This is a genomic window from Jeotgalicoccus sp. ATCC 8456, from assembly GCF_016313225.1.
GTDB classification, from domain to species: Bacteria; Bacillota; Bacilli; order Staphylococcales; family Salinicoccaceae; genus Jeotgalicoccus; species Jeotgalicoccus marinus.
In genome coordinates this window covers 1914439-1934109 of sequence record NZ_CP066224.1, presented here as the reverse complement: position 1 = coordinate 1934109, position 19671 = coordinate 1914439, and the positions used below count along the sequence as shown (strand labels likewise).

Genomic DNA, 19671 nt, shown 5'->3' with positions numbered 1-19671 from the left:
TCTATTCGACTCTCATTTCATGATGACTTATAGACTTTCCTCCACCAAAATCAAATATAAAAAAGGTATGCCCCTTATAAAGGGACATACCTCAATCAAAATTCATATCTATTACATCATACCTGGCATGCCGCCGCCCATGCCATTCATGTCACCGCCACCGTTTTCTTCTGGAATGTCAGCAACAACAGCTTCTGTTGTTAAGAACATTGCAGCGACTGATCCTGCATTTTGTAGGGCAGAACGCGTTACTTTAGTAGGATCCACAATGCCTGTTTCTACCATGTTAACCCATTCATTTGTTTTAGCATTATATCCAACACCAACTTCTTGATTTTTAAGTTGTTGTACAATCACTGAACCTTCTAGTCCAGCATTTTCAACAATTTGTCTTAATGGCGCTTCTAATGCTTTAAGGACAATATTGATACCTGTTTGTTCGTCACCTTCTGCCTCTAATTCAGCGACTTTACTGTGAACACCTGCAAGTGCTGTCCCACCACCTGCAACGATACCTTCTTCAACAGCTGCACGTGTTGAGTTCAGGGCATCTTCGATACGTAGTTTACGTTCTTTCATTTCAGTTTCTGTTGCCGCACCAACTTTGATCACTGCAACACCACCTGCTAATTTAGCAAGGCGTTCCTGAAGTTTTTCTTTATCGAAGCTTGAAGTTGTTTCTTCAATTTGTGCTTTGATTTGACCGACGCGTCCATCGATTACATTTTTGTCTCCTGAACCTTCAACGATTGTCGTATCATCTTTAGTAACGTGAACTTTACTTGCACTACCTAGTAAGTCTAAAGTTGCGTCTTTAAGTTCAAGTCCTAACTCATCAGTGATCACTTGACCACCTGTTAATACTGCAATGTCTTCTAGCATCGCTTTACGACGGTCACCAAATCCAGGTGCTTTAACTGCGATCACATTAAATGTACCGCGGATTTTGTTTAAAACTAAGTTTGTCATTGCATCGCCATCAACGTCGTCAGCAATAATTAGAATTGGACGTGAAGATTGAACGATTTGTTCCAGTAATGGCACTAAGTCTTGGATATTAGAAATCTTCTTATCAGTGATTAAAATATAAGGGTTATCCAGTTCAGCTAACATTTTCTCTGAATCCGTCACCATATAAGGAGATAAATAACCACGATCAAATTGCATACCTTCAACGACTTCCAATTCAGTTTTGAAGCCACGTGATTCTTCAATCGTGATGACACCGTCATTGCCGACTTTCTCCATAGCTTCAGAGATATACTCTCCAATTTCAGGATCATCTGCTGAGATTGAACCAACTTGAGAAATAGATTCTTTGTCTTGTACAGGTTTAGAAATTTCTTGAAGTGCTTCTACTGCACGGTCTACCGCTCTACCAATACCTGTACGTATACCAACTGGGTTTGCACCACTTGTTACGTTCTTAAGACCTTCTTGAATCATCGCATGCGCAAGTACTGTCGCAGTTGTTGTACCGTCACCAGCAATTTCATTTGTCTGGTTTGCAACTTCTGCTACAAGTTTTGCACCCATGTTTTCATATCGGTCTTCAAGTTCAATTTCTTTTGCAATCGTCACACCATCATTAGTGATTAATGGTGCAGCATATGGTTTATCTAAAACGACGTTACGTCCTTTAGGACCCATCGTCACTTTTACAGCATTCGCTAATTTGTCCACACCAGCAAGCATTGACTGACGTGCATCTTCTGAAAACTTAAGTTCTTTAGCCATGATTATACCTCCAAAATTTCATAATATGTTAATTATTAATTATTCTACAACTGCTAAGATTTCTGAATCTGATAAAATTAGGTAAGTATTGTCACCATATTCAACTTCTGAACCAGCAAATTTCTGATAAACGACTCTGTCGCCTTCTTTAACTTGCATATCTACAGTCGTTCCATTCTCTAATACACGGCCTGTACCAACAGCAACGACAACACCTTCTTGAGGTTTTTCTTTTGCCGAGTCAGTTAAAATAATACCGCTAGTTGTTTTTTCTTCTTTTTGAGTTAAATCTACTATTACACGATTTCCAATTGGTTTTAGCATGGAAATGGCCTCCTTATTATTCTTGCTTAATTATAAAAGAACAATGAGCTGGCACTCTTTATATCAGAGTGCTAACATAATTTATATTAATCAAAATTGGTCAATATTGCAAGCAAAAAGACTGAAATACTTTTGACTTACTTCATTTTAATGTAAGATAAAACTATTCGAAATTGGAGGTTTAATCTTGAGACGCTTATATAGCCTACTTATAATTTTAACATTCTTGGCAGTACAATTTGCACTCTTACCTATCGGTTTGGTTTTTGCTGCTTTAGATCCGACACTTGAACCAAATGAACTGGTCGAAAAAATGATTCCATATCAGATTATTACCTTTGCACTCGGTGCAATCATCGTTATCGTTATCGGTAACCTTCACAAGAACAAAAATCGTATTGAACTTGGCAAACAGTCTGATCCATTACTTACAACAGTATGGATTATCGGTGGGGTTGTACTCGCCTACCTTTCACAAATTGTCGCAAGTTTAATCAATATTTCTATACTCGGAAACCCTGTCGAAAGTGAAAATACGATGGAAATCGTCGATATGATTTTCTCTTCACCATTTATGGTGCTCGTCGTCGTATTATTTGGACCGATTATAGAAGAGTATGTATTTAGAAGAGCAATATTTGCTGAGATTTTTGAACTATTTAAAGCAAATTCAAGGACTCAAAAAGTCATTGCCTTCTTAATTGCAGGTCTCGTGAGTGGTTTAATATTTGCTGTTGCTCACGCTGACTTCACTCATATTCTTGTCTATCTTTCTATGTCATATGTATTTAGTTTCTTATATGTCATGAGTGGCCGATTACTCGTTCCAATCATCGTGCATATCTTGATGAACGGTATCGTTGTCTTGATTCAAACTGTCTTTAGGGATTATTTAGAACAGGCGGCTGAACTCCAAGACCAACTCAATACAATTCTAACGACATTCTTTATGTAAAATTAAAAACGCTCTGTAGTATTAGCTACAGAGCGTTTTTACATGCTTATCTTTTAGAATCCTCGGCCAGCGCCACCGCCGCCTCCGGACCCTCCACCGAAGCCACCGAAACCTCCGCCGCCAAAGCCGCCGGAGCCTCCTGATGAACCACCTCCGGGTGGGAAGAAAATGACCGGGCCGTTACGACCACGACGTCTACGGCCACCTGAGCCGCCAGTTCCTGAACCACCGGAACCGCCGTTAAATATAGAGTAGATTACATATAAAATCACCATAAAGATTGCGAGTCTAATTAGAATAGCAAAGAAGCTGTCAGGCTCTTCTTCACCTTCATCAGACGCTGGTTGTTCTCTTGTAAACTCCCCATCTTCATAGCCGTATGCTTCTAAGGACTCCTCGTAAATCGCAGTGTATAGGTTAGTCATTGCTGTCTCATAATCACCCGCAACAAGATCATCATATGCGACGTTATCTATAATTCGTCCGAGCTTGGCGTCGTTTAGATACCCCTCTACGCCATAACCAACTTGAATTTCCACACCTCTATTATTAAACTCATTGTCATTATCAAGATTAAGGAAGATAACAATCCCATTATCTTCTTCACTTTTACCTACACCATATTCTCTGAGTGCACGTAATGCGAAGTCTTGACGGTGTTCTTGACCTGTTGAATCCATGGTAAGTAATAATAGCTCAGCACCGGTACCTTCTTCTAAATGCGTACCCATGTCATTGATTTCAGATATGGCAGATTGACTGAGTACATCAGCATTATCCTGCACAAAATAATGATTTTCATTAAGCGCCGGTAAATCGACTCTTGCTTCTGCTGGCGTCGTAATAAGTAAAAAGCTCAAAACGACACCAATAAAAGCAATAAGCTTTTGCATTACTCGCCACCGTCTTCGTCATCTTGGTTCGTATTAAAATCAACCTCTGGTGCATCCTGTGCAGAATCATCCGCTTCGAAGTAAGGTTTTTCATCGAAGTTAAAAATACCAGCAATAATATTCCCTGGGAAGGTTCTTGTATTTCTATTGTACTCTTGAACTGCTGTGTTGTAATCTTGGCGTGCGACAGCAATTCTGTTTTCCGCACCTGCTAACTCATCTCTTAGACCTGTAAATTGCTCACTTGCCTGTAGTTCTGGATAGTTCTCAGAAATTGCTAATAAACGAGACAAAGCACTCGTCATCTCATTATTTGCCTCAGCCATTTCTTCGACATTACCTTCAGAACTTGCAATTCTAGAACGAGCATCTGCAATATCAGTAAATACTTCTTCTTCATGTGAAGCATAACCTTGAACTGTGCTCACTAGGTTTGGAATTAAATCCCCACGTCTTTGGAGCTGTGTTTCGATCTGAGATTGTTTTCCATTAACCTCTTCATCTAAGTTAACTAAGCTGTTGTACCTTGGTACAATCATAATTAAAACAATAATAATAACTGCTGCAAATACACCAATCGGTATCAGATACTTTTTCATATGTGCGCCTCTTTTCATTATACTTTTTAATTAACGATAAAAACCGTTATTTTATAATACCCATATTCACCCTATTTATTGCAAGATTTGATCGCTTATTTATAGTAGATTTTTTAAAGCTTGTGCTAAAATGGCATCAAGACACTTAAGGGGGAATATAAGGATGGTAATAAAGTTCAAAGATTTTAAATATGAACGACCTGATTTAGAAAAATTTGAAGCGACAGTAGACGAACTATTAGGGGAGTTCGACGCGAGTGAAACTGTAGATGATCAAGTTGCTGTAATCGATAAGTTAAACGTCGAATTTGATCATTTAGATACGATGGCTACACTTGCATCTATCCGTTCTTCTATCGATACTAGGGATAAGTTCTACGATGAGGAACGTACCTTCTTTGATGAAAATGAGCCGTCATTTACTGAGATTCAAAATCGATATCGTAAAGCGATTACTGAAAGTAAATTTAGAAGTGAACTTGAAGAAAGATTTGGAGCACAATTGTTCGCACTATCTGACAATGCTTTAAAATCTTTTGATCCATCAGTTAAGTCACTACTTCAAAAAGAAAATAAATTATCCACACAATATGATAAGTTACTCGCATCAGCTGAAATCGACTTCGATGGTAAGAAGCTCAATCTTTCTGAATTTGCACCCTACACTCAAAATCCTGACCGCCAGGTCAGAAAAGATGCTGCCTTAGCAGTGAATGGCTTTATGGGTGAGCACTTAGAAGAGATTGATGATATTTATGACCAACTTGTAAAAACACGTCATGAAATCGCGACGACTTTAGGTTATAAAGACTTTATCGAACTTGGATATATTCGTATGAATCGTATCGACTATGACCGTACAATGGTTGAGAAATTTAGAAAGCAAGTTGAAGAATATGTCGTTCCAATTGTTACAGAGCTTAAAGAACGTCAGCGTCAACGCATCGGTCTTGATTCATTGAAGAGCTATGATAGTAACTTTGAATTCTTAACAGGAAATGCAACACCTAAAGGGAAAACTAAAGATATTATGAACAATGGTGCTGAGATGTATAAAGCACTCTCACCTGAAACAGATGAGTTCTATACCTTTATGACAGACCGCGACCTCTTTGATGTAGAAGCTAAGAAAGGTAAAGAAGGCGGCGGTTATTGTACGATGATCGCTGACTATAAGGCGCCTTTTATCTTCTCTAACTTTAATGGTACACAAGGTGATGTTGAAGTTCTAACACACGAAGCAGGGCATGCCTTCCAGACTTATATGTCACGTAATATTACAGTCCCTGAGTATTCATTCCCGACATTAGAATCTGCAGAGATTCACTCTATGTCTATGGAATTCTTCACTTATCCATGGATGGAACTGTTCTTTAAAGAAGATACAGATAAGTTTAAGTTCTCTCATATGGCAGACTCTATTTCGTTCTTACCATACGGTGTAGCAGTGGATGAATTCCAGCATGTCGTCTATGAAAATCCAGAATTAACACCAGCAGAAAGACGTCAAGAATGGAAGAAAATTGAGGCTAAATATTTACCATCAACAGATTATGATAGTATTGAACCACTAGAATCCGGTGCCTTTTGGCATAAGCAAGGTCACATCTTTGGTGCACCGTTCTACTATATTGACTACACACTTGCTCAAGTATGTGCCCTACAGTTCTGGAAACGTGCCAAAGAAGACTTTGAAGATGCTTGGAAAGACTACCTTGCACTATGTAAAGTCGGCGGTTCCTTACCGTTCAATTCACTTGTAGAACTCGCTAACTTGAAATCACCATTTGAAGAAGGTTCACTAGAGTCAGTTATTGATGAAGTGCATAGCTACCTAAATTCTATTGATGATAAGAAATTATAAGATGAATGACAAAGACCATCCTCTTGGATGGTCTTTTTGTATCAATTATTCGTCGAAGTTTATGGTTACAACTAAGCCACTGTCTTCCTTAAAATTCAGGTTGAAGCCTAGTTTTTCAGCAAGTAAGTCCATAATTTTTAAGCCAATACCTGCACCACTTCCTTTACTATCTTCACTCAATCCTCGGCCTTTATCGGAGATAATAATCGCCTGATTGTTCAGTTCAAATTTTATATATTTTCCGTCATGTGCATGCCTTAGAACATTTTGTACGATGTTATTTAAAAGACGGTTTATCATATTAATATCAGTAGATATTTTAATATCTTCATTTTGGATATCTACGTCTACCGTAAAACCTTCTTCTTCAAATACTAGATACCAGTTGGCGATATAAGACCTTAGATGTCTACTTAAGTTAATGTTTTCTTCTTCATAAGGGTGTTTGTTGGCACTGAGTAATGAAAAAGCTAATAGACTATCAATTAAATGACTTATATCATCTATATTATTGTTCATCGTCCTAACTTCTTTGGCATATTCATTTTGATCAAACGAAGACATCTGTGCTCTCATAGCCGTCAATGGTGTCTTTAAGTCATGTGACAGATTCGCTATTAATGTCCTTCTCAGTTTCTCTTCATCTAGCTCTTTTTGGTAACTCTCATTTAACTTCTGTACCATCTCATTGAAACTTTCTTCTAATTCACCAATTTCGTCATCTTGGCTAATTTCTATAGGTTCCAATTCTGTACGATCATTCTCTAACTGCATTGATCTTTGCAGGTGAACAATCCGTCGTCTTATTCTCATAAAGAAATAAAAAGATATGATTAAGTAGATTAAACAAATGCCAAAGAACAATAAAAATGTAATCACATAACGGCTCTTAAGTTCTGTGAAATTCGGAAATATTGTAGGTATAATCACAACTGATATATATAGTGAGAATGGTAAAATCACTATTCCAATTAAGGTTAGGACAATAAACTGATATAAGAGTCTTCTTTTAATTTTTTTCATAATCTCACCCGATATCCAATTCCGCGTATCGTTTCGATAATTTTTGGCTGACTCGAATCATCTTCTATCTTTTCTCTTAGGTGCCTAATATGGACATTGATGGACTTATCTCCAGGTATATATGATTCATTCCACACAGCTTCATAAATTTGTTCTTTGGTGAGAATTTGATTTTTATTTTCTAATAGAAAAAAGAAGATTTTTAGTTCTTTAGCTGTCAGTCTAATTTCATCATCATTTTTCCCCTCAAATACTTGATGTTCATTTAGATAAACTTTTAAATGCTCAATTTCAATCATTTCATTTTGCCTCTGACCCTGCCCCTGTCGTCTCATCAACATGTTGATTCTTGCAATCAATTCTTCCATGCTAAAAGGCTTTGTTAAATAATCATCAGCAAAACCGAGCCCTTGTACTTTATCTTCTACTGCACCTAGTGCTGTTAACATTATGAGTGGTTTATCGGCATATTTATTTTTTATACGTTGACCAACTGTGAAGCCATCAATACCCGGTAGCATGACATCTAATATCACTAACTCATGGTTTTCAGCAAGACTCACTGCCTCATCTCCTGACTTTAACCAAGTCACTGTCATGCCCGACTCTACTAACTCTCGTTCCACCCACTCACCAATTTCTACATTATCCTCAACATATAAAACTGAAATCATCGACTCACCTCTTTAGTTCATTATAAAGTGAATTCACTTTATATAGATAGCTCGAATCAATTCTTAAACTAAACTTAAACTTGAACAAAACTTCAATTAACCTCGGAATTTTAAGATGAATGTATCAAATAAATGAGGTGATTGAAATGGAAACAATCGTAAAGACAACTGACTTAAGTAAGTATTTTGGAAAACACCAGGTGATTAAAAGCGTTAATCTCAATGTGCCTAAAGGTCAAGTATATGGCTTTTTAGGTCCGAATGGCGCAGGTAAAACAACAGTCATTAAAATGTTACTGAGCTTAACTAAAGCAAGTTCTGGTCAAATTTCTATTTTCGATAAGAACCTAAAATCAAATAGAATAAATATTCTTAGAGAAGTTGGATCACTTGTTGAAAATCCATCTTATTATGGCCATTTGACAGCTTACGAAAATCTAGAAGTCTTTAGAAGGATTTTGGGAGTGAATAAAGCGAGAAGTACAGAAGTTTTAGAAACAGTAGGTCTAAGTCACACAGACAAGAAGCGAGTTAAAAATTTTTCACTAGGAATGAAACAGCGTTTAGGAATTGGCATTGCCTTGTTAGGTGACCCTGAACTTTTAATACTGGATGAACCGACAAACGGCTTAGATCCTTCTGGTATTCAAGAAATTAGAAGCTTGATTCAAAATTTAGCTAAAAAAGAAAACAAGACGATAATAATTTCCAGTCACTTGCTCAGTGAAATCGACCAAGTAGCAGACTATGTTGGCATTATTTCTAAAGGAAGATTAATCTATCAAGATCGTATTCATGCCTTACGTACTTTAGCAGATTCCACAACGGAGTTTAAAGTTAGTAATAGAAAGACAACCGAGACACTGATCAAAAATAATTATGAAATTGACTTAAATCAAGAACATTTACGTGTGAAAACAACGGATGAAGATGCAGTTAGTGACATCATCAGCACACTGGTCAAACATGATGTAAAAGTATATGGTGCAAAACCTATTATCGCATCTTTAGAAGATATTTTCTTAAAAATTATTGAGGAGTCAGAAGGTGATCGCTATGTTAAGTAAGCTTGTCTTTCTAGAGTTCACAAAGTTGAAACGACAGTCTGTATGGATGCTTGTCTTGTTAGGGTCTTTAGGGATATTGGCAGTACCATTAGCAAATTTCCTAATTCGCTATGACTATATCTATGACAATTACGATGGCGATTTGTATGCAGCTATGTTCACCTACATCATGAGTCTAATGCCTGCAGTCTTGATGCTTGCCATATCGATAATTACTTCAGTAATAGCAAATACAGAACATGCTGAAAACACGTTAAAACAATTACTATCCCTACCCATTAGTAAATGGCGTTTATACCTTGCCAAATTAATGGTAACGATGACACTCTTGTTCATTTCATCCGTACTGGTTTTTGTGGGCATGTTTGTCATGAGTCAGCTTTTAAACTTTGAAGGTAACTTCCCTTTACTTTATGCTTTGACCCTAGCATTTGCACCACTTTTAGCTGCCTTACCAATCACTATTTTACAGTTGTGGTTGGCACTGAATTTTAAGAACCAAGGCATTGTGCTTTCCGTTGGTGTATTTTTCGCAGTACTGGTTATGTTTAGCGACCGACTACCCAACTGGTTACCACTGACTTGGCCAACTATGCAGGTTCCTAATCCACTAGTAAATATCAGTCTCGGATTAATTTTAGGTTTAATTTCTTACGTCATAACGAGTATCCACTTCAATAAGAAGGATGTGTAATCATGTTAATTAGAGTATTTAAAAGTGAAGCTTATAAATTATTGAAATCAAAAGTCTGGTATCTGATTTTTATCGGCCCATTATTTTGTTTCTTAATTGGAAATTACTATGCTAACTTAGGTGACTATAGTTGGATGGATATTTTTTCAAGAATGATTGGACTATATGGTATCTATCTTCTACCTTTACTCACGGGAATCATCACAGCTTTTACATGCCGTTATGAGCATGACCAGAAAAATTGGAAACTGTATTTAACTATGCCAATTAGAAAATCTGTTATTTATTTGGTGAAGTTTACTCTCTCATTTAGCTTAACCGCCGTCACTCAAGGATTCATTTTCTTTAGTCTATTCCTTATTAAAGTAATTCATGAAATCAGTGAACCACTACCCTATTCAGAAATACTGACCAGCCTTGGATACGGATGGCTTGCCAGTGCACCATTAATTGCATTGATGTTATTAATTTCAGCACATTGGAAAAACTACACAGCACCGATACTCATTAACGCAGTATTAACCATTCCTAATCTTTTAATCGCACCCATTCCATCAATTGCACCATTATACCCCTGGGCTTACCCATTACTAAGTATGACCATAAGCGATAAAAGCCTCATTGATACTGTGAATCCTCATATGTATTTAGTATTAGGGTTGATCATTGGAATGATACTGGTGATTATCGGTACGCTGACATTTTCACGTAAGCAAGTAAACTAGATTATCTATACGAGGTTGATGTTGTGGTGAATTGTTGTGTTGGGATTGTATAAGTATTCTAAAAAGTTGGTGCTTATAGACAAAATGGCTTCAAAAGTCTATAAGTCCTCTAAATTGCAGCCACTTGTAGACAAAATGGCTTCAAAAATCTATAAGTCACTCAATTCACAACTACTTATAGACAAATCAAACAAAAAATCTGGTGTGGGAACTCAAATCCCACACCTGATTTCATTTTATTTACCTAATCTCTTAATAATCTCATCTGTCACTTCTGTCATCTTGTATTTTCCGCCGAGGTCTCCTGTTTGATAACCATCAGCAGTGACATCTTCAATGACTTTCAATAAATGATCTGCAATTTCTTCTTCACCGTTAAATTCCAATAGCATTTTTGCAGTCCAAATTTGTCCAATTGGATTAGCTATACCTTTTCCAGCAATGTCTGGTGCAGATCCATGTACTGGTTCGAACATGGATGGGAATTTGGCGTTTAAATTTAGGTTAGCTGAAGGTGCGATTCCTATACTTCCCATAATTGCTGCGCCAACATCCGATAATATATCTCCAAATAAGTTACTTGCCACCACGACATCTAATTCATAGGGATGAGTAATGAAATATGCGGCTAAGGCATCAATATGTTTTGAGTCTGATTTTATAGTTGGATACTGACTGGAAACTTGGTTAAAAATCTCATCCCAAAATGGCATGGCATGAAAAATTCCATTGGACTTCGTTGCACTTGTGACTAAACCTTTTCTCTTACCTGCTAATTCATAAGCGACATTCATTGCTTGTTTAGTCGCACGTTTTGAGAACACATTGTTTTGTATGGCAATCTCATTATCATCGTGGAAAATACGTCCACCAATTGAACTGTATTCCCCTTCACTGTTTTCACGGACGACAACTATATCAAAAGGATTTGGATTCGCTAGTTTGGGTTCAATACCTTTCAACAACTTAGCCGGTCTGATATTTATCTCTTGCTGAAATTCTTTACGAATATTTAAAAGTAAACCCCACAATGAAATATGATCGGGTACTTTAGACACATCACCAACAGCGCCTAAAAATACACTGTCAAATTGACTGAGACGGTCCAAACCATCATCTGGCATCATCTTGCCGTGTTCTAAATAATAATCACAGCTATATGGAAACTCTGTAAAATCAAAATTCAAACCACCGTGTACATCTGCAATTTTTTCAAAAACACGAACCGCTTCCGGCATAATTTCCTTACCAACCCCATCACCTGGAATTGTTGCAATCTTTAATGACTTCATTCCTTCACCCCGATGTTTGTATTACAATTGAAAACTGAATATTCAGTTGTATTTAACTTATTATATCATTAAAGATATTAATTATTTTAATACCAAAAATCTTCCTTAGTAACTGTCTCTCCAGCACCCAACATAACTGCTAATTTAATTCTCGCTTTTTTACTATCGTAAGAGCCACCATTAATTGCACCGTCTTTTTTAAATTGTGATATGCCTCCAGAGAAATCATAGGCCACTTTCACATCGCCATCTTCTGAGGCTGTGGTAATAACAACAGTAATACCTTGTTCAATTGCTCGTCTAACGCCGGCAGCGACTCTATCGTTTGCATGACCGCGTCCCATGGTTTCTATCACTAGACCGTCTACCTTATGCTCAATTGCACAATCTATAAATTTCTCATCAGTATCTAGAGCACATTTAATTATATCCACATTCGCTAGTTTCTCTTTCACTTTATATGTATCGTGCTTTTTTGGATATTGATATATTTTTACATCATTACCGTCGACGGTCCCAAGGTATCCTGTACCGCCACCACCGAAGCCGTCAACATTCATTGAATTAATCTTCTTAACGAATCTCGGCATAAAAACTTTTTGATTAAAGAATACACTTACACCGATTTGTTTAGCATCTGGTGCAGCGGCCAAAGTAATAGCATCTTGTAGATTTGCATAGGCATCACTACCAATAAGTTCTGGTCCCCTTTGTGAGCCTGTAACAACGACTGCTTTTGTCGTATCAATCACCTGACTTAAAAAAAACGATGTTTCTTCCAAAGTATCTGTACCATGTGTCAAAACAATTCCATCAACTTCATTATCTAATATGTGTTCTGTCACTTTATCTTTTAAGTGGATTAAATCTTCAAATGTAAGGGCACCACTCGATTTACTAAAAATCTCTTCAACACTGATTTCAATATTGTCGTCAATCTCTAACTGCGACATCAATACTTTACCACTAATTACACCAGTTTTCTGTAAGCCTGTCTGTGGATCTCTCTTACTTGCGATTGTCCCACCTGTAGTGAGTAATTTAATATGTACCATTTGCATCCCCTTTGCCCTGTATTTCTCCTACATTATAACAATAATCTACAGATAATATTTCATCACTTTCATCTCGCCTTTCGGTCCCATCACTCTATTCCCTTCATCGATAAATCCACATTTCTCATATAGTTTTTGGGCTGGGATATTCACCTTATTTACACCTAAGACAATACCATTTATATGAGGTAGATTCTCTCGTATATAATCCGGTGTTAATTCTAAAGCTCTTCTAGCATAACCTTTCCCTTGATCTTTGTAGTTAGTTGAAAACGACCGTAAGAGAATATCTCTGTCATTTTTAGAAAATGTTTTTACAGCTTCACCTTCTTCTAAAATAGAGAAAGTCACTAAATGATTTTCATCAATACCCATCATTGAATGCCTTTTACTGTTGGTCTCTGAAATCTCTACAGCTATTCTTGGCATAGCTGAGTACTGTTTTTGTTCTTCTGGTAAATAATAGTCTTCCAATAAGTAATCAAGGTCTTTTTGATAGGTCTTAAGGTTCATAATTATTCACTCCTATGAATAAGACATCTTCAGTTTTGAAGATGTCTTAGAACATATTATTCTTTTATATTATTTTCTGCTTTTAAATCTTTAGCGATACCAATACCAGTATACCCTAAAATAATTGCGAATATAAAGCCTACATAACATACAACTGCCCATGGGGCATATGAAAGCGTCGGTACACCAAGTGTTCCAGCCATAAACACACCTGCAGATGACCAAGGAATCAATGGAACCACTACAGTACCTGAGTCTTCTAGAGTTCTTGATAAGTTTTTAGCTGCTAGATTTTTCATTTTATAAGTGTCTTTAAACATTTCACCAGGTACGATAATTGAAAGATAAGAGTTACCTGTAACAAGTGCCATGGTTAAACAAGATAGCACTGTAGACAAAACTAAATCACCTGTGCGTTTAACAAACTTAAGCAATTGTTCAATGATAACATCCAAGGCACCTGATTTCGTCATAATTCCTGCAAAGGCAAATGCAGAGAAAGCAATAAGGATGACACTTGTCATTGACTGCATACCACCTTGATGTATTAAATCTAGTACTTCCGGCATGACGGATGTGCTATCGAAACCATCTTTATTTACCATACTGACGTCGAAACCTGTAACTGTTGAAGCAAACACATCTTGTATGGTAAAACCTTGTATAAAGATTCCTAGTAAAGCGGCCACTATTGAAGAAAAGATAATCACTGGTAAGGTTGGATACTTTCTTAAAGCACCGTATAGAATGATAATAGGTGGAATTAATAAGAGTATATTCCAATTAAACATTTCATTAAGCGTTGTCAGCATACCTGTCATTGTTTCAGATTCAGCTCCACTAGCTGATGTATTGAAACCTGCAATTAAGTAAACAATCATTGCAACGATGGAGGCAGGTATGGTTGTCCATAACATGTGTTTAATATGTTCATATAGTTCACTACCTGCTGCAATGGGTGCAAGGTTTGTAGTATCTGAAAGTGGTGATAATTTATCTCCAAAGTAAGCCCCAGCGACAATGGCACCTGCTGTAGCAGGAAGATTAGCATCAAGACCAGTTGCAATGCCCATCAATGCAACACCAACTGTTCCTACAGATCCCCATGATGTCCCTGTCACAACTGAAATAATCGCGGATACTACGAAGGCGATGAGTACAATAAATGTGGGATTGATCAGTTCAAGCCCATAATAGATTAGCATTGGAATGGTACCTGAAATCATCCATGTACCAATTAAAATACCAATAGAAATTAATATTAAAATCGCAGGCATTGCTTGACTTACTTTTTCTTGAATGCCATCCATCATATCTGACCAAGATAAGCCAATTTTTAAAGCTATAAAGCCAGCATAGACAGAAGATAGTATTAATAGTGGTTCTGGATTTAAATCAAATACGCCAAAACCAATCGCTAACAGTAGTAACATGACTACAATAGGAGAAAATGCTTCAAATAAATTTGGTTTTCTCTTCATATCTTGTCCCCCCTTTTATTCAAACGTACCTTTAACTAAAACTTCTCCATTCAGAAACATATGTTGTCCCTTGGCGAATACGTGTTGAAGTTGATAGGATTCCCCATCTAATACGAGTAAATCTGCATCTTTTCCTTCTACAATTTTCCCTTTCTTGTCTAATTTCAATGCTTCAGCAGTGTTTGTCGTAACTAATCTCAATGTTTCCTCAAGGCTAAGTTTTCCATCTTTTAAAGTAGCAACAACTTGATCAAATAAAGTTATAGTACTTGCAACACCTAAGCCGAGTAAGTTCCCTTCCTCATCGAACTTAGGTAAACTGCCATTTCCATCAGAAGAAATAGTCAGTTTCGATAAATCCCCACCATGATCTTTGTAGTAAGAGACCCATTGATATGTCTCATCATCAGCTGTAATATCGACATAAGATCCTCGATTAGCTAGTCGAATTGCATCATCAAATAATCCCTTACTTCTTGTAATATGTGTCACATGTAGATTTCCTGCCGGTAATTCATACTCATCTAACAACTGGTGTAAAATCGAAAGATAAGCTTTCCCCGGACCGGTATGGAAGTGCGTGATACCTGCCTTACCACTCAACATGCCACCCACACGTGTTTGTCCGACGATTTTTGCGAGTTCATGAACATTAGGTTGACCTGATCTAGAATCAGCAATGGCAATTTCAGCTGTACCGATGACTTTATCGATTAAAATTGCGTCATCTTTAACATTTGATGTAATGGTTGGTGTTGGCACATCGTAATTTCCTGTGTAGATATAAGTCGATACCCCTTCAATTTCAAGTCCACGTGCCTTAGCAAGTAAGGAAGTTAGGTGACGTGTTGTTCCGTCCGTTCCAATTAAACCTGCAACAGATGTTATACCCGATTGAATCAAATCACTGAGCTGTAGTTCAGGCGTACGCGTAGCAAATCCACCTTCCCCACCACCACCAAGTAAATGGACATGAGGATCAATGAACCCTGGTGTGACAATATTGCCTTTCACATCGATAATTTTGTATTCTACCCCTAGTGATTTCACAGCCGCTTCATCCACATCACCGATTTTCCCTATCCTGTTGTTAATGAGTAGAATTGATTGTTGCCCCAAATATTCCGGTGCATAGACCTCAGCATTTTTCAAAAGTGTTAGCATAATATCCCCCTTTAAATTTTCGAAAATTAAGAATATGTTTTTATACTATATATCTTAGTCTGGTAAATCAACTTAAATAGTATATTTCTTGTGCTAATAAAAAATAAAAGGCATTCCCTATCAAAATAGGAAATACCTCAAACAGTTATAGTAAAATCAAGCAAATTGATAAAAAAGTTTATTTCTCATTCTCTATAATAAACTTATAGTTTTGGAAGAAAAGTGATATTACAAAAATAACAGTTAGTGAAATACTTAGCGTAATCAGAGTATATCTTATAAATGGATGATCTAGATAAACGCCTGTTGCGAAGCTATAAAAGTTAAACACTAAAAATCCTAATATAGTAGTCAAAAAAAGGATATTAATCATTTTACTCAGAATTGTTTCTTTAATCACTATAGTATCTCCGTCTTTTATATTTATTTTACGAGATCGATCAAATAGTGAAAGATATGATAAGATGTCGTTACTCTCAGGAATAGAATAATTATGTGTGGTTTTCCCCTGTATTGACCTTATTCTTTCGCCATTAAACTTAAGTTCTAATGAGCCTAGCCATCCTAAATACAAAGTTCTACGTTTAACATAAATCTCCATTGAAGACCAACCCCTTAACTGTTGTTCTCAACTTGCTTTATTGAATTAATAGACTGTAAAAAATACATTACAGACAAAGAAAATACAGGAGCTAATGGTAACAAATTAAAATCAAATGTAAGCCAGAAAATTGGCGTAAATACAATCAGTACTCCAAAGAATACTTGAACATCACTCGCCTTGAAAATTCCATATGCAAATATAAGTAGACCGACTATTACAAGGACAATCATTAATAAATTAAGCCATAACATTTAAAACTAGTCCTTTCTCATATCTTTTTCTTTAATTAAACGTTGAACATACAATAGATCCTTATCTTTCCTTAAATGCTCAGGTGACCAAGGTATATAATAATCTGGCTGTATTCCCATCCCGTAAGTAAAGCTATTTTCATGCATTTTTGAAATGCTATAGTCAAATTCAAAATCACCATAATCTACTGTAACTAGATTAAAGTAATACATAATTCCCATTGTAGGACGTCCAACTGTAATGACTTTCATGTACTTTTTAGCATTAGATACGAAAGTCTCACCGGAACTACCACAATAGTAATCTGTCAAAATATATATGTTATTAGGTTTAGCTTGACCACAAATTAAATACTCTGTTTCTTCAGGTACTTCTACAAAACCTTTACCATAATGTTCTTTAATGTCCTCAATATCCTTTTGTAGTGACTTTATAGTATCCTCTTCAAGCTCTTGCTCCAAGTACTCTTCTAATACACTCAACCACAAATCACAATTTCTCTTTGTATAATTTGTATACATAGCTTCATCTTCTGTAAATAAATCTTTAAACGCTATATTCTCTTCAAATATATAGTCTAATAACGGAAAGTAAAACTCATCATTTCCTCCATTGTTTATACGCACATCTATAATTAGATTTTCACTCTTTTCAATTAAGTCTTTATTGTTTCTCACCAAATCAACAATGGGTTTTTCTTCAGCAAAATCTGTTACTTTCAATAACATTGTTTTGTCATCCAATTGCTTAGCTGAATGAGTACTTACGAAATCTTCATTTTCATAGCTTGACAACAGCAACTTAAAAGTTTTATTATCTCTAACTACTTCCACTTCTGAAAACTTACGAAGAAGTAAATTCCATTGTTGTCTTTCAAAGATACTTTCTTCTAATTGTTTGGAGTGTATCTCTCCTACTTTTGATATTTCAACATTATCTATTTTTGTTATTTCGTCCCCAATTTGCAATCTATTTTCTTGTTTAGCTTCTGTCACATACAAACTATTTTCAAATCGTCGTACTTTGAAGCCTATATTAGGAAATGAATAATTTTTTCCAATAAACCACATATGTCCATCATTAAAGTCTAAAATATAATCTCGAATTATCTCAACGAATTCTCGATCAGACATGTTATTATCTACATGGTATTTTTCAGGATGATTAATATTTCTCTTATCCACATATCCAGCATAATCTGTTTTTATTACACTTTGTATATCTTCAAAAATATTATTAAATGTAGAAATCGTTGCTGGCATAATCATTGCCGCTGAGAATCCTTATACGATACGTCCTACTATTAAAAATGAACTATGGAATGGTAGGAGAATAATCACAGATCCAATGATGCTTAAAATAACACCGATATAGGTAATTTTAGTATAACCAACCTTATCGGCAATATTCCCTGCAGCAACCATAAAAATCCCTGTAATGAGTGAAGTTAAACTTACCGAAAGATTAATAATTGTACTACTAGTATCTGAATATGTTGCTTGTACAGAGGGCCCAATATTAAGGAATGCTTGTGCAAACAACCAGTAAGTTAAAATAGAAAGGATAATCCCCACTATAATATTGTTAGGTGCTTCTTTCTTCATAAATTGTCTGTGACAATTTTCTCACCTCTTTTTTTGTAATTACATTCCCCATTATAATGTAATTTACTTAAAAATATGTATCAGAACATTGAGTTTAATCACTTAAAAATAATTCCTGCAAAATTTATCTTTCTTCCTTGCACTATATTTTTCCAATCGTTAATATATATATTAAGTAGATAAATGAGAATGATTATCACAATATATTTCAATACATCTGATTATTACAAGTAATTTTAATAGAAGGTGGTGGACGCATGAAAAAATTACTCGTAATTAAAAATAAACGTTCAAAGTCTAAGAAAATTAAGGCTGGTTTTAGTAAAGAAAATCATTTCGATGTCACTTTACATAATGAGGATGACGGTTTAGATATCGTTTTTACAAAAAAATGGGATATTATCATACTGGACTGGGATGATCTCAATCTTCCTGGACCTGATATTTGTAAAAAAATTCGTGAACGTCAGTCCACACCTATCATAATTATCACAGATAACATCTCTACAGAAAGTTGTATAGCAGGCCTACATGCTGGGGCTGATGATTATATCAGAAAACCTTTTGACATCGAAGAACTGATTGCAAGAATTAATGTTATTTTTCGCATTCGAGAAACTGCAAACTCATATTCAAAATCCCAGTATACTTTTAAAAATTTATCTATAGATGATGACAAAAAGACAGTCACGAAAGATGGTTACACTATCAAACTCACCAAAAGAGAATATGATTTACTCATTTTCTTAGTGAATAATAAAAACAAAGTATTGAGTCGTGAACTGCTGTTGAACGAGCTATGGGGCTATAACAATGAAGTGCATACTAATGTCGTGGACTTATATATTGGTTATTTACGTAAAAAGATCAATGATGAAGAAAATGGTAATTACATAAGTACTATATATGGTAGAGGTTACTCTATGATGGAATAAAATATTGTCTAAAATTTGACAGACGACAAATTTAATTAAAAAGTTTTAAATATATGCTTTATTCACAAGATTTTCACAGAAGTCTACTCTATAATGACTTATATAAGTCTAATTGAAATTGATTCTCAATACCATTTGTAATATTTATAATCCACTGTTATACTACACAGTGAATATTAAAGAAGCATACATAGTGTATTGGTTAATTTCATTGGA

General features: G+C 35.8%; 19 protein-coding genes. 6 read left to right on the top strand and 13 right to left on the bottom strand.

The annotated features are described in order from the left end of the window. Positions 1-111: 111 nt before the first annotated feature. Positions 112-1737, bottom strand: a complete 1626-nt coding sequence (gene groL / locus JEM45_RS10035; protein WP_026866729.1) for a chaperonin GroEL — start codon at positions 1735-1737, stop codon at positions 112-114. A 39-nt stretch (positions 1738-1776) separates the two neighbouring features. Beyond that, positions 1777-2061 (bottom strand): co-chaperone GroES, encoded by a 285-nt coding sequence (gene groES / locus JEM45_RS10030; RefSeq protein WP_026866728.1) that lies wholly within the window; start codon positions 2059-2061, stop codon positions 1777-1779. Positions 2062-2248: 187 nt separating this feature from the next. On the opposite strand from groES, the gene JEM45_RS10025 reads away from it, so the two are divergent. Next, entirely contained in the window at positions 2249-3016 is a 768-nt protein-coding gene (locus tag JEM45_RS10025) for a CPBP family intramembrane glutamic endopeptidase (protein WP_198687420.1), read from the top strand. 53 nt (positions 3017-3069) lie between these two features. On the opposite strand, the gene JEM45_RS10975 is transcribed toward JEM45_RS10025, so the two are convergent. Together JEM45_RS10975 and JEM45_RS10015 are read right to left on the bottom strand one after the other, a co-directional pair. Continuing rightward, positions 3070-3909: a TPM domain-containing protein gene (locus JEM45_RS10975; RefSeq protein ID WP_026866726.1), complete on the bottom strand. Its 840-nt coding sequence runs from the start codon at positions 3907-3909 to the stop codon at positions 3070-3072. Continuing rightward, positions 3909-4508, bottom strand: coding sequence for a LemA family protein (locus JEM45_RS10015; protein ID WP_026866725.1), 600 nt, complete (start codon positions 4506-4508; stop codon positions 3909-3911). Before JEM45_RS10015 ends, JEM45_RS10975 begins: the two co-directional genes overlap by 1 nt. 163 nt (positions 4509-4671) lie before the next feature. Here JEM45_RS10015 and JEM45_RS10010 point away from each other — a divergent pair, with 163 nt between their 5' ends. Continuing rightward, a complete protein-coding gene (locus JEM45_RS10010) occupies positions 4672-6372 on the top strand; it encodes a M3 family oligoendopeptidase (RefSeq protein ID WP_198687419.1) in 1701 nt (566 codons plus the stop codon). 45 nt (positions 6373-6417) lie between these two features. On the opposite strand, the gene JEM45_RS10005 is transcribed toward JEM45_RS10010, so the two are convergent. Further along, positions 6418-7395 (bottom strand): sensor histidine kinase, encoded by a 978-nt coding sequence (locus JEM45_RS10005; protein ID WP_198687418.1) that lies wholly within the window; start codon positions 7393-7395, stop codon positions 6418-6420. Beyond that, the gene (locus tag JEM45_RS10000) at positions 7392-8069 is read right to left on the bottom strand and encodes a response regulator transcription factor (protein WP_198687417.1); all 678 of its coding nucleotides are present in this window, start codon (positions 8067-8069) and stop codon (positions 7392-7394) included. The genes JEM45_RS10005 and JEM45_RS10000 overlap by 4 nt, the downstream gene beginning before the upstream one ends. Positions 8070-8215: 146 nt before the next feature. On the opposite strand from JEM45_RS10000, the gene JEM45_RS09995 reads away from it, so the two are divergent. Genes JEM45_RS09995 through JEM45_RS09985 form a run of 3 tightly spaced genes read left to right on the top strand, consistent with a single transcriptional unit; the run spans position 8216 to position 10555 of the window. Next, the gene (locus JEM45_RS09995; RefSeq protein ID WP_198687416.1) at positions 8216-9136 is read left to right on the top strand and encodes an ABC transporter ATP-binding protein; all 921 of its coding nucleotides are present in this window, start codon (positions 8216-8218) and stop codon (positions 9134-9136) included. Continuing rightward, positions 9126-9830: an ABC transporter permease gene (locus JEM45_RS09990; protein WP_026866721.1), complete on the top strand. Its 705-nt coding sequence runs from the start codon at positions 9126-9128 to the stop codon at positions 9828-9830. Before JEM45_RS09995 ends, JEM45_RS09990 begins: the two co-directional genes overlap by 11 nt. 2 nt (positions 9831-9832) lie before the next feature. Beyond that, on the top strand, positions 9833-10555 hold the full coding sequence (locus JEM45_RS09985; RefSeq protein ID WP_026866720.1) for an ABC transporter permease: 723 nt from the start codon (positions 9833-9835) through the stop codon (positions 10553-10555). A gap of 236 nt (positions 10556-10791) precedes the next feature. On the opposite strand, the gene JEM45_RS09980 is transcribed toward JEM45_RS09985, so the two are convergent. From JEM45_RS09980 to JEM45_RS09950, 7 genes are all read right to left on the bottom strand, one after another. Continuing rightward, entirely contained in the window at positions 10792-11847 is a 1056-nt protein-coding gene (locus tag JEM45_RS09980; protein ID WP_198687415.1) for a tartrate dehydrogenase, read from the bottom strand. Between the two features lie 86 nt (positions 11848-11933). Beyond that, positions 11934-12902 (bottom strand): asparaginase, encoded by a 969-nt coding sequence (locus tag JEM45_RS09975; RefSeq protein ID WP_051220496.1) that lies wholly within the window; start codon positions 12900-12902, stop codon positions 11934-11936. A gap of 45 nt (positions 12903-12947) precedes the next feature. Then, positions 12948-13415: a GNAT family N-acetyltransferase gene (locus JEM45_RS09970; RefSeq protein WP_198687414.1), complete on the bottom strand. Its 468-nt coding sequence runs from the start codon at positions 13413-13415 to the stop codon at positions 12948-12950. A 56-nt stretch (positions 13416-13471) separates the two neighbouring features. Continuing rightward, positions 13472-14896 carry a Na+/H+ antiporter NhaC gene (gene nhaC / locus JEM45_RS09965; protein WP_026866716.1) on the bottom strand — a complete coding sequence of 475 codons (1425 nt, stop codon included), beginning with the start codon at positions 14894-14896 and terminating at the stop codon, positions 13472-13474. A gap of 15 nt (positions 14897-14911) precedes the next feature. Further along, a complete protein-coding gene (gene iadA / locus JEM45_RS09960; protein ID WP_198687413.1) occupies positions 14912-16060 on the bottom strand; it encodes a beta-aspartyl-peptidase in 1149 nt (382 codons plus the stop codon). A gap of 861 nt (positions 16061-16921) precedes the next feature. Further along, entirely contained in the window at positions 16922-18178 is a 1257-nt protein-coding gene (locus JEM45_RS09955; protein ID WP_198687412.1) for a S41 family peptidase, read from the bottom strand. 21 nt (positions 18179-18199) lie between these two features. Next, the gene (locus JEM45_RS09950; protein ID WP_198687411.1) at positions 18200-18520 is read right to left on the bottom strand and encodes an MFS transporter; all 321 of its coding nucleotides are present in this window, start codon (positions 18518-18520) and stop codon (positions 18200-18202) included. Between the two features lie 257 nt (positions 18521-18777). Between JEM45_RS09950 and JEM45_RS09945 the strand changes: the two genes are divergently transcribed. Then, a complete protein-coding gene (locus JEM45_RS09945) occupies positions 18778-19455 on the top strand; it encodes a response regulator transcription factor (RefSeq protein WP_198687410.1) in 678 nt (225 codons plus the stop codon). The last annotated feature ends 216 nt before the right edge of the window (positions 19456-19671 follow it).

Excerpts from the sequence above, each read along its gene's own strand:
- JEM45_RS10005 (WP_198687418.1), bottom strand. The coding sequence starts at position 7,395 with ATGAAAAAAATTAAAAGAAGACTCTTATATCAGTTTATTGTCCTAACC.
- JEM45_RS09980 (WP_198687415.1), bottom strand. The coding sequence starts at position 11,847 with ATGAAGTCATTAAAGATTGCAACAATTCCAGGTGATGGGGTTGGTAAG.
- JEM45_RS09990 (WP_026866721.1), top strand. The coding sequence starts at position 9,126 with ATGTTAAGTAAGCTTGTCTTTCTAGAGTTCACAAAGTTGAAACGACAG.
- groES (WP_026866728.1), bottom strand. The coding sequence starts at position 2,061 with ATGCTAAAACCAATTGGAAATCGTGTAATAGTAGATTTAACTCAAAAA.
- JEM45_RS10010 (WP_198687419.1), top strand. The coding sequence starts at position 4,672 with ATGGTAATAAAGTTCAAAGATTTTAAATATGAACGACCTGATTTAGAA.
- JEM45_RS09945 (WP_198687410.1), top strand. The coding sequence starts at position 18,778 with ATGAAAAAATTACTCGTAATTAAAAATAAACGTTCAAAGTCTAAGAAA.
- JEM45_RS09985 (WP_026866720.1), top strand. The coding sequence starts at position 9,833 with ATGTTAATTAGAGTATTTAAAAGTGAAGCTTATAAATTATTGAAATCA.
- JEM45_RS09970 (WP_198687414.1), bottom strand. The coding sequence starts at position 13,415 with ATGAACCTTAAGACCTATCAAAAAGACCTTGATTACTTATTGGAAGAC.
- JEM45_RS09950 (WP_198687411.1), bottom strand. The coding sequence starts at position 18,520 with ATGAAGAAAGAAGCACCTAACAATATTATAGTGGGGATTATCCTTTCT.
- nhaC (WP_026866716.1), bottom strand. The coding sequence starts at position 14,896 with ATGAAGAGAAAACCAAATTTATTTGAAGCATTTTCTCCTATTGTAGTC.
- JEM45_RS09995 (WP_198687416.1), top strand. The coding sequence starts at position 8,216 with ATGGAAACAATCGTAAAGACAACTGACTTAAGTAAGTATTTTGGAAAA.
- JEM45_RS09975 (WP_051220496.1), bottom strand. The coding sequence starts at position 12,902 with ATGGTACATATTAAATTACTCACTACAGGTGGGACAATCGCAAGTAAG.
- JEM45_RS10015 (WP_026866725.1), bottom strand. The coding sequence starts at position 4,508 with ATGAAAAAGTATCTGATACCGATTGGTGTATTTGCAGCAGTTATTATT.
- JEM45_RS09955 (WP_198687412.1), bottom strand. The coding sequence starts at position 18,178 with ATGCCAGCAACGATTTCTACATTTAATAATATTTTTGAAGATATACAA.
- JEM45_RS10000 (WP_198687417.1), bottom strand. The coding sequence starts at position 8,069 with ATGATTTCAGTTTTATATGTTGAGGATAATGTAGAAATTGGTGAGTGG.
- JEM45_RS10975 (WP_026866726.1), bottom strand. The coding sequence starts at position 3,909 with ATGCAAAAGCTTATTGCTTTTATTGGTGTCGTTTTGAGCTTTTTACTT.
- iadA (WP_198687413.1), bottom strand. The coding sequence starts at position 16,060 with ATGCTAACACTTTTGAAAAATGCTGAGGTCTATGCACCGGAATATTTG.
- groL (WP_026866729.1), bottom strand. The coding sequence starts at position 1,737 with ATGGCTAAAGAACTTAAGTTTTCAGAAGATGCACGTCAGTCAATGCTT.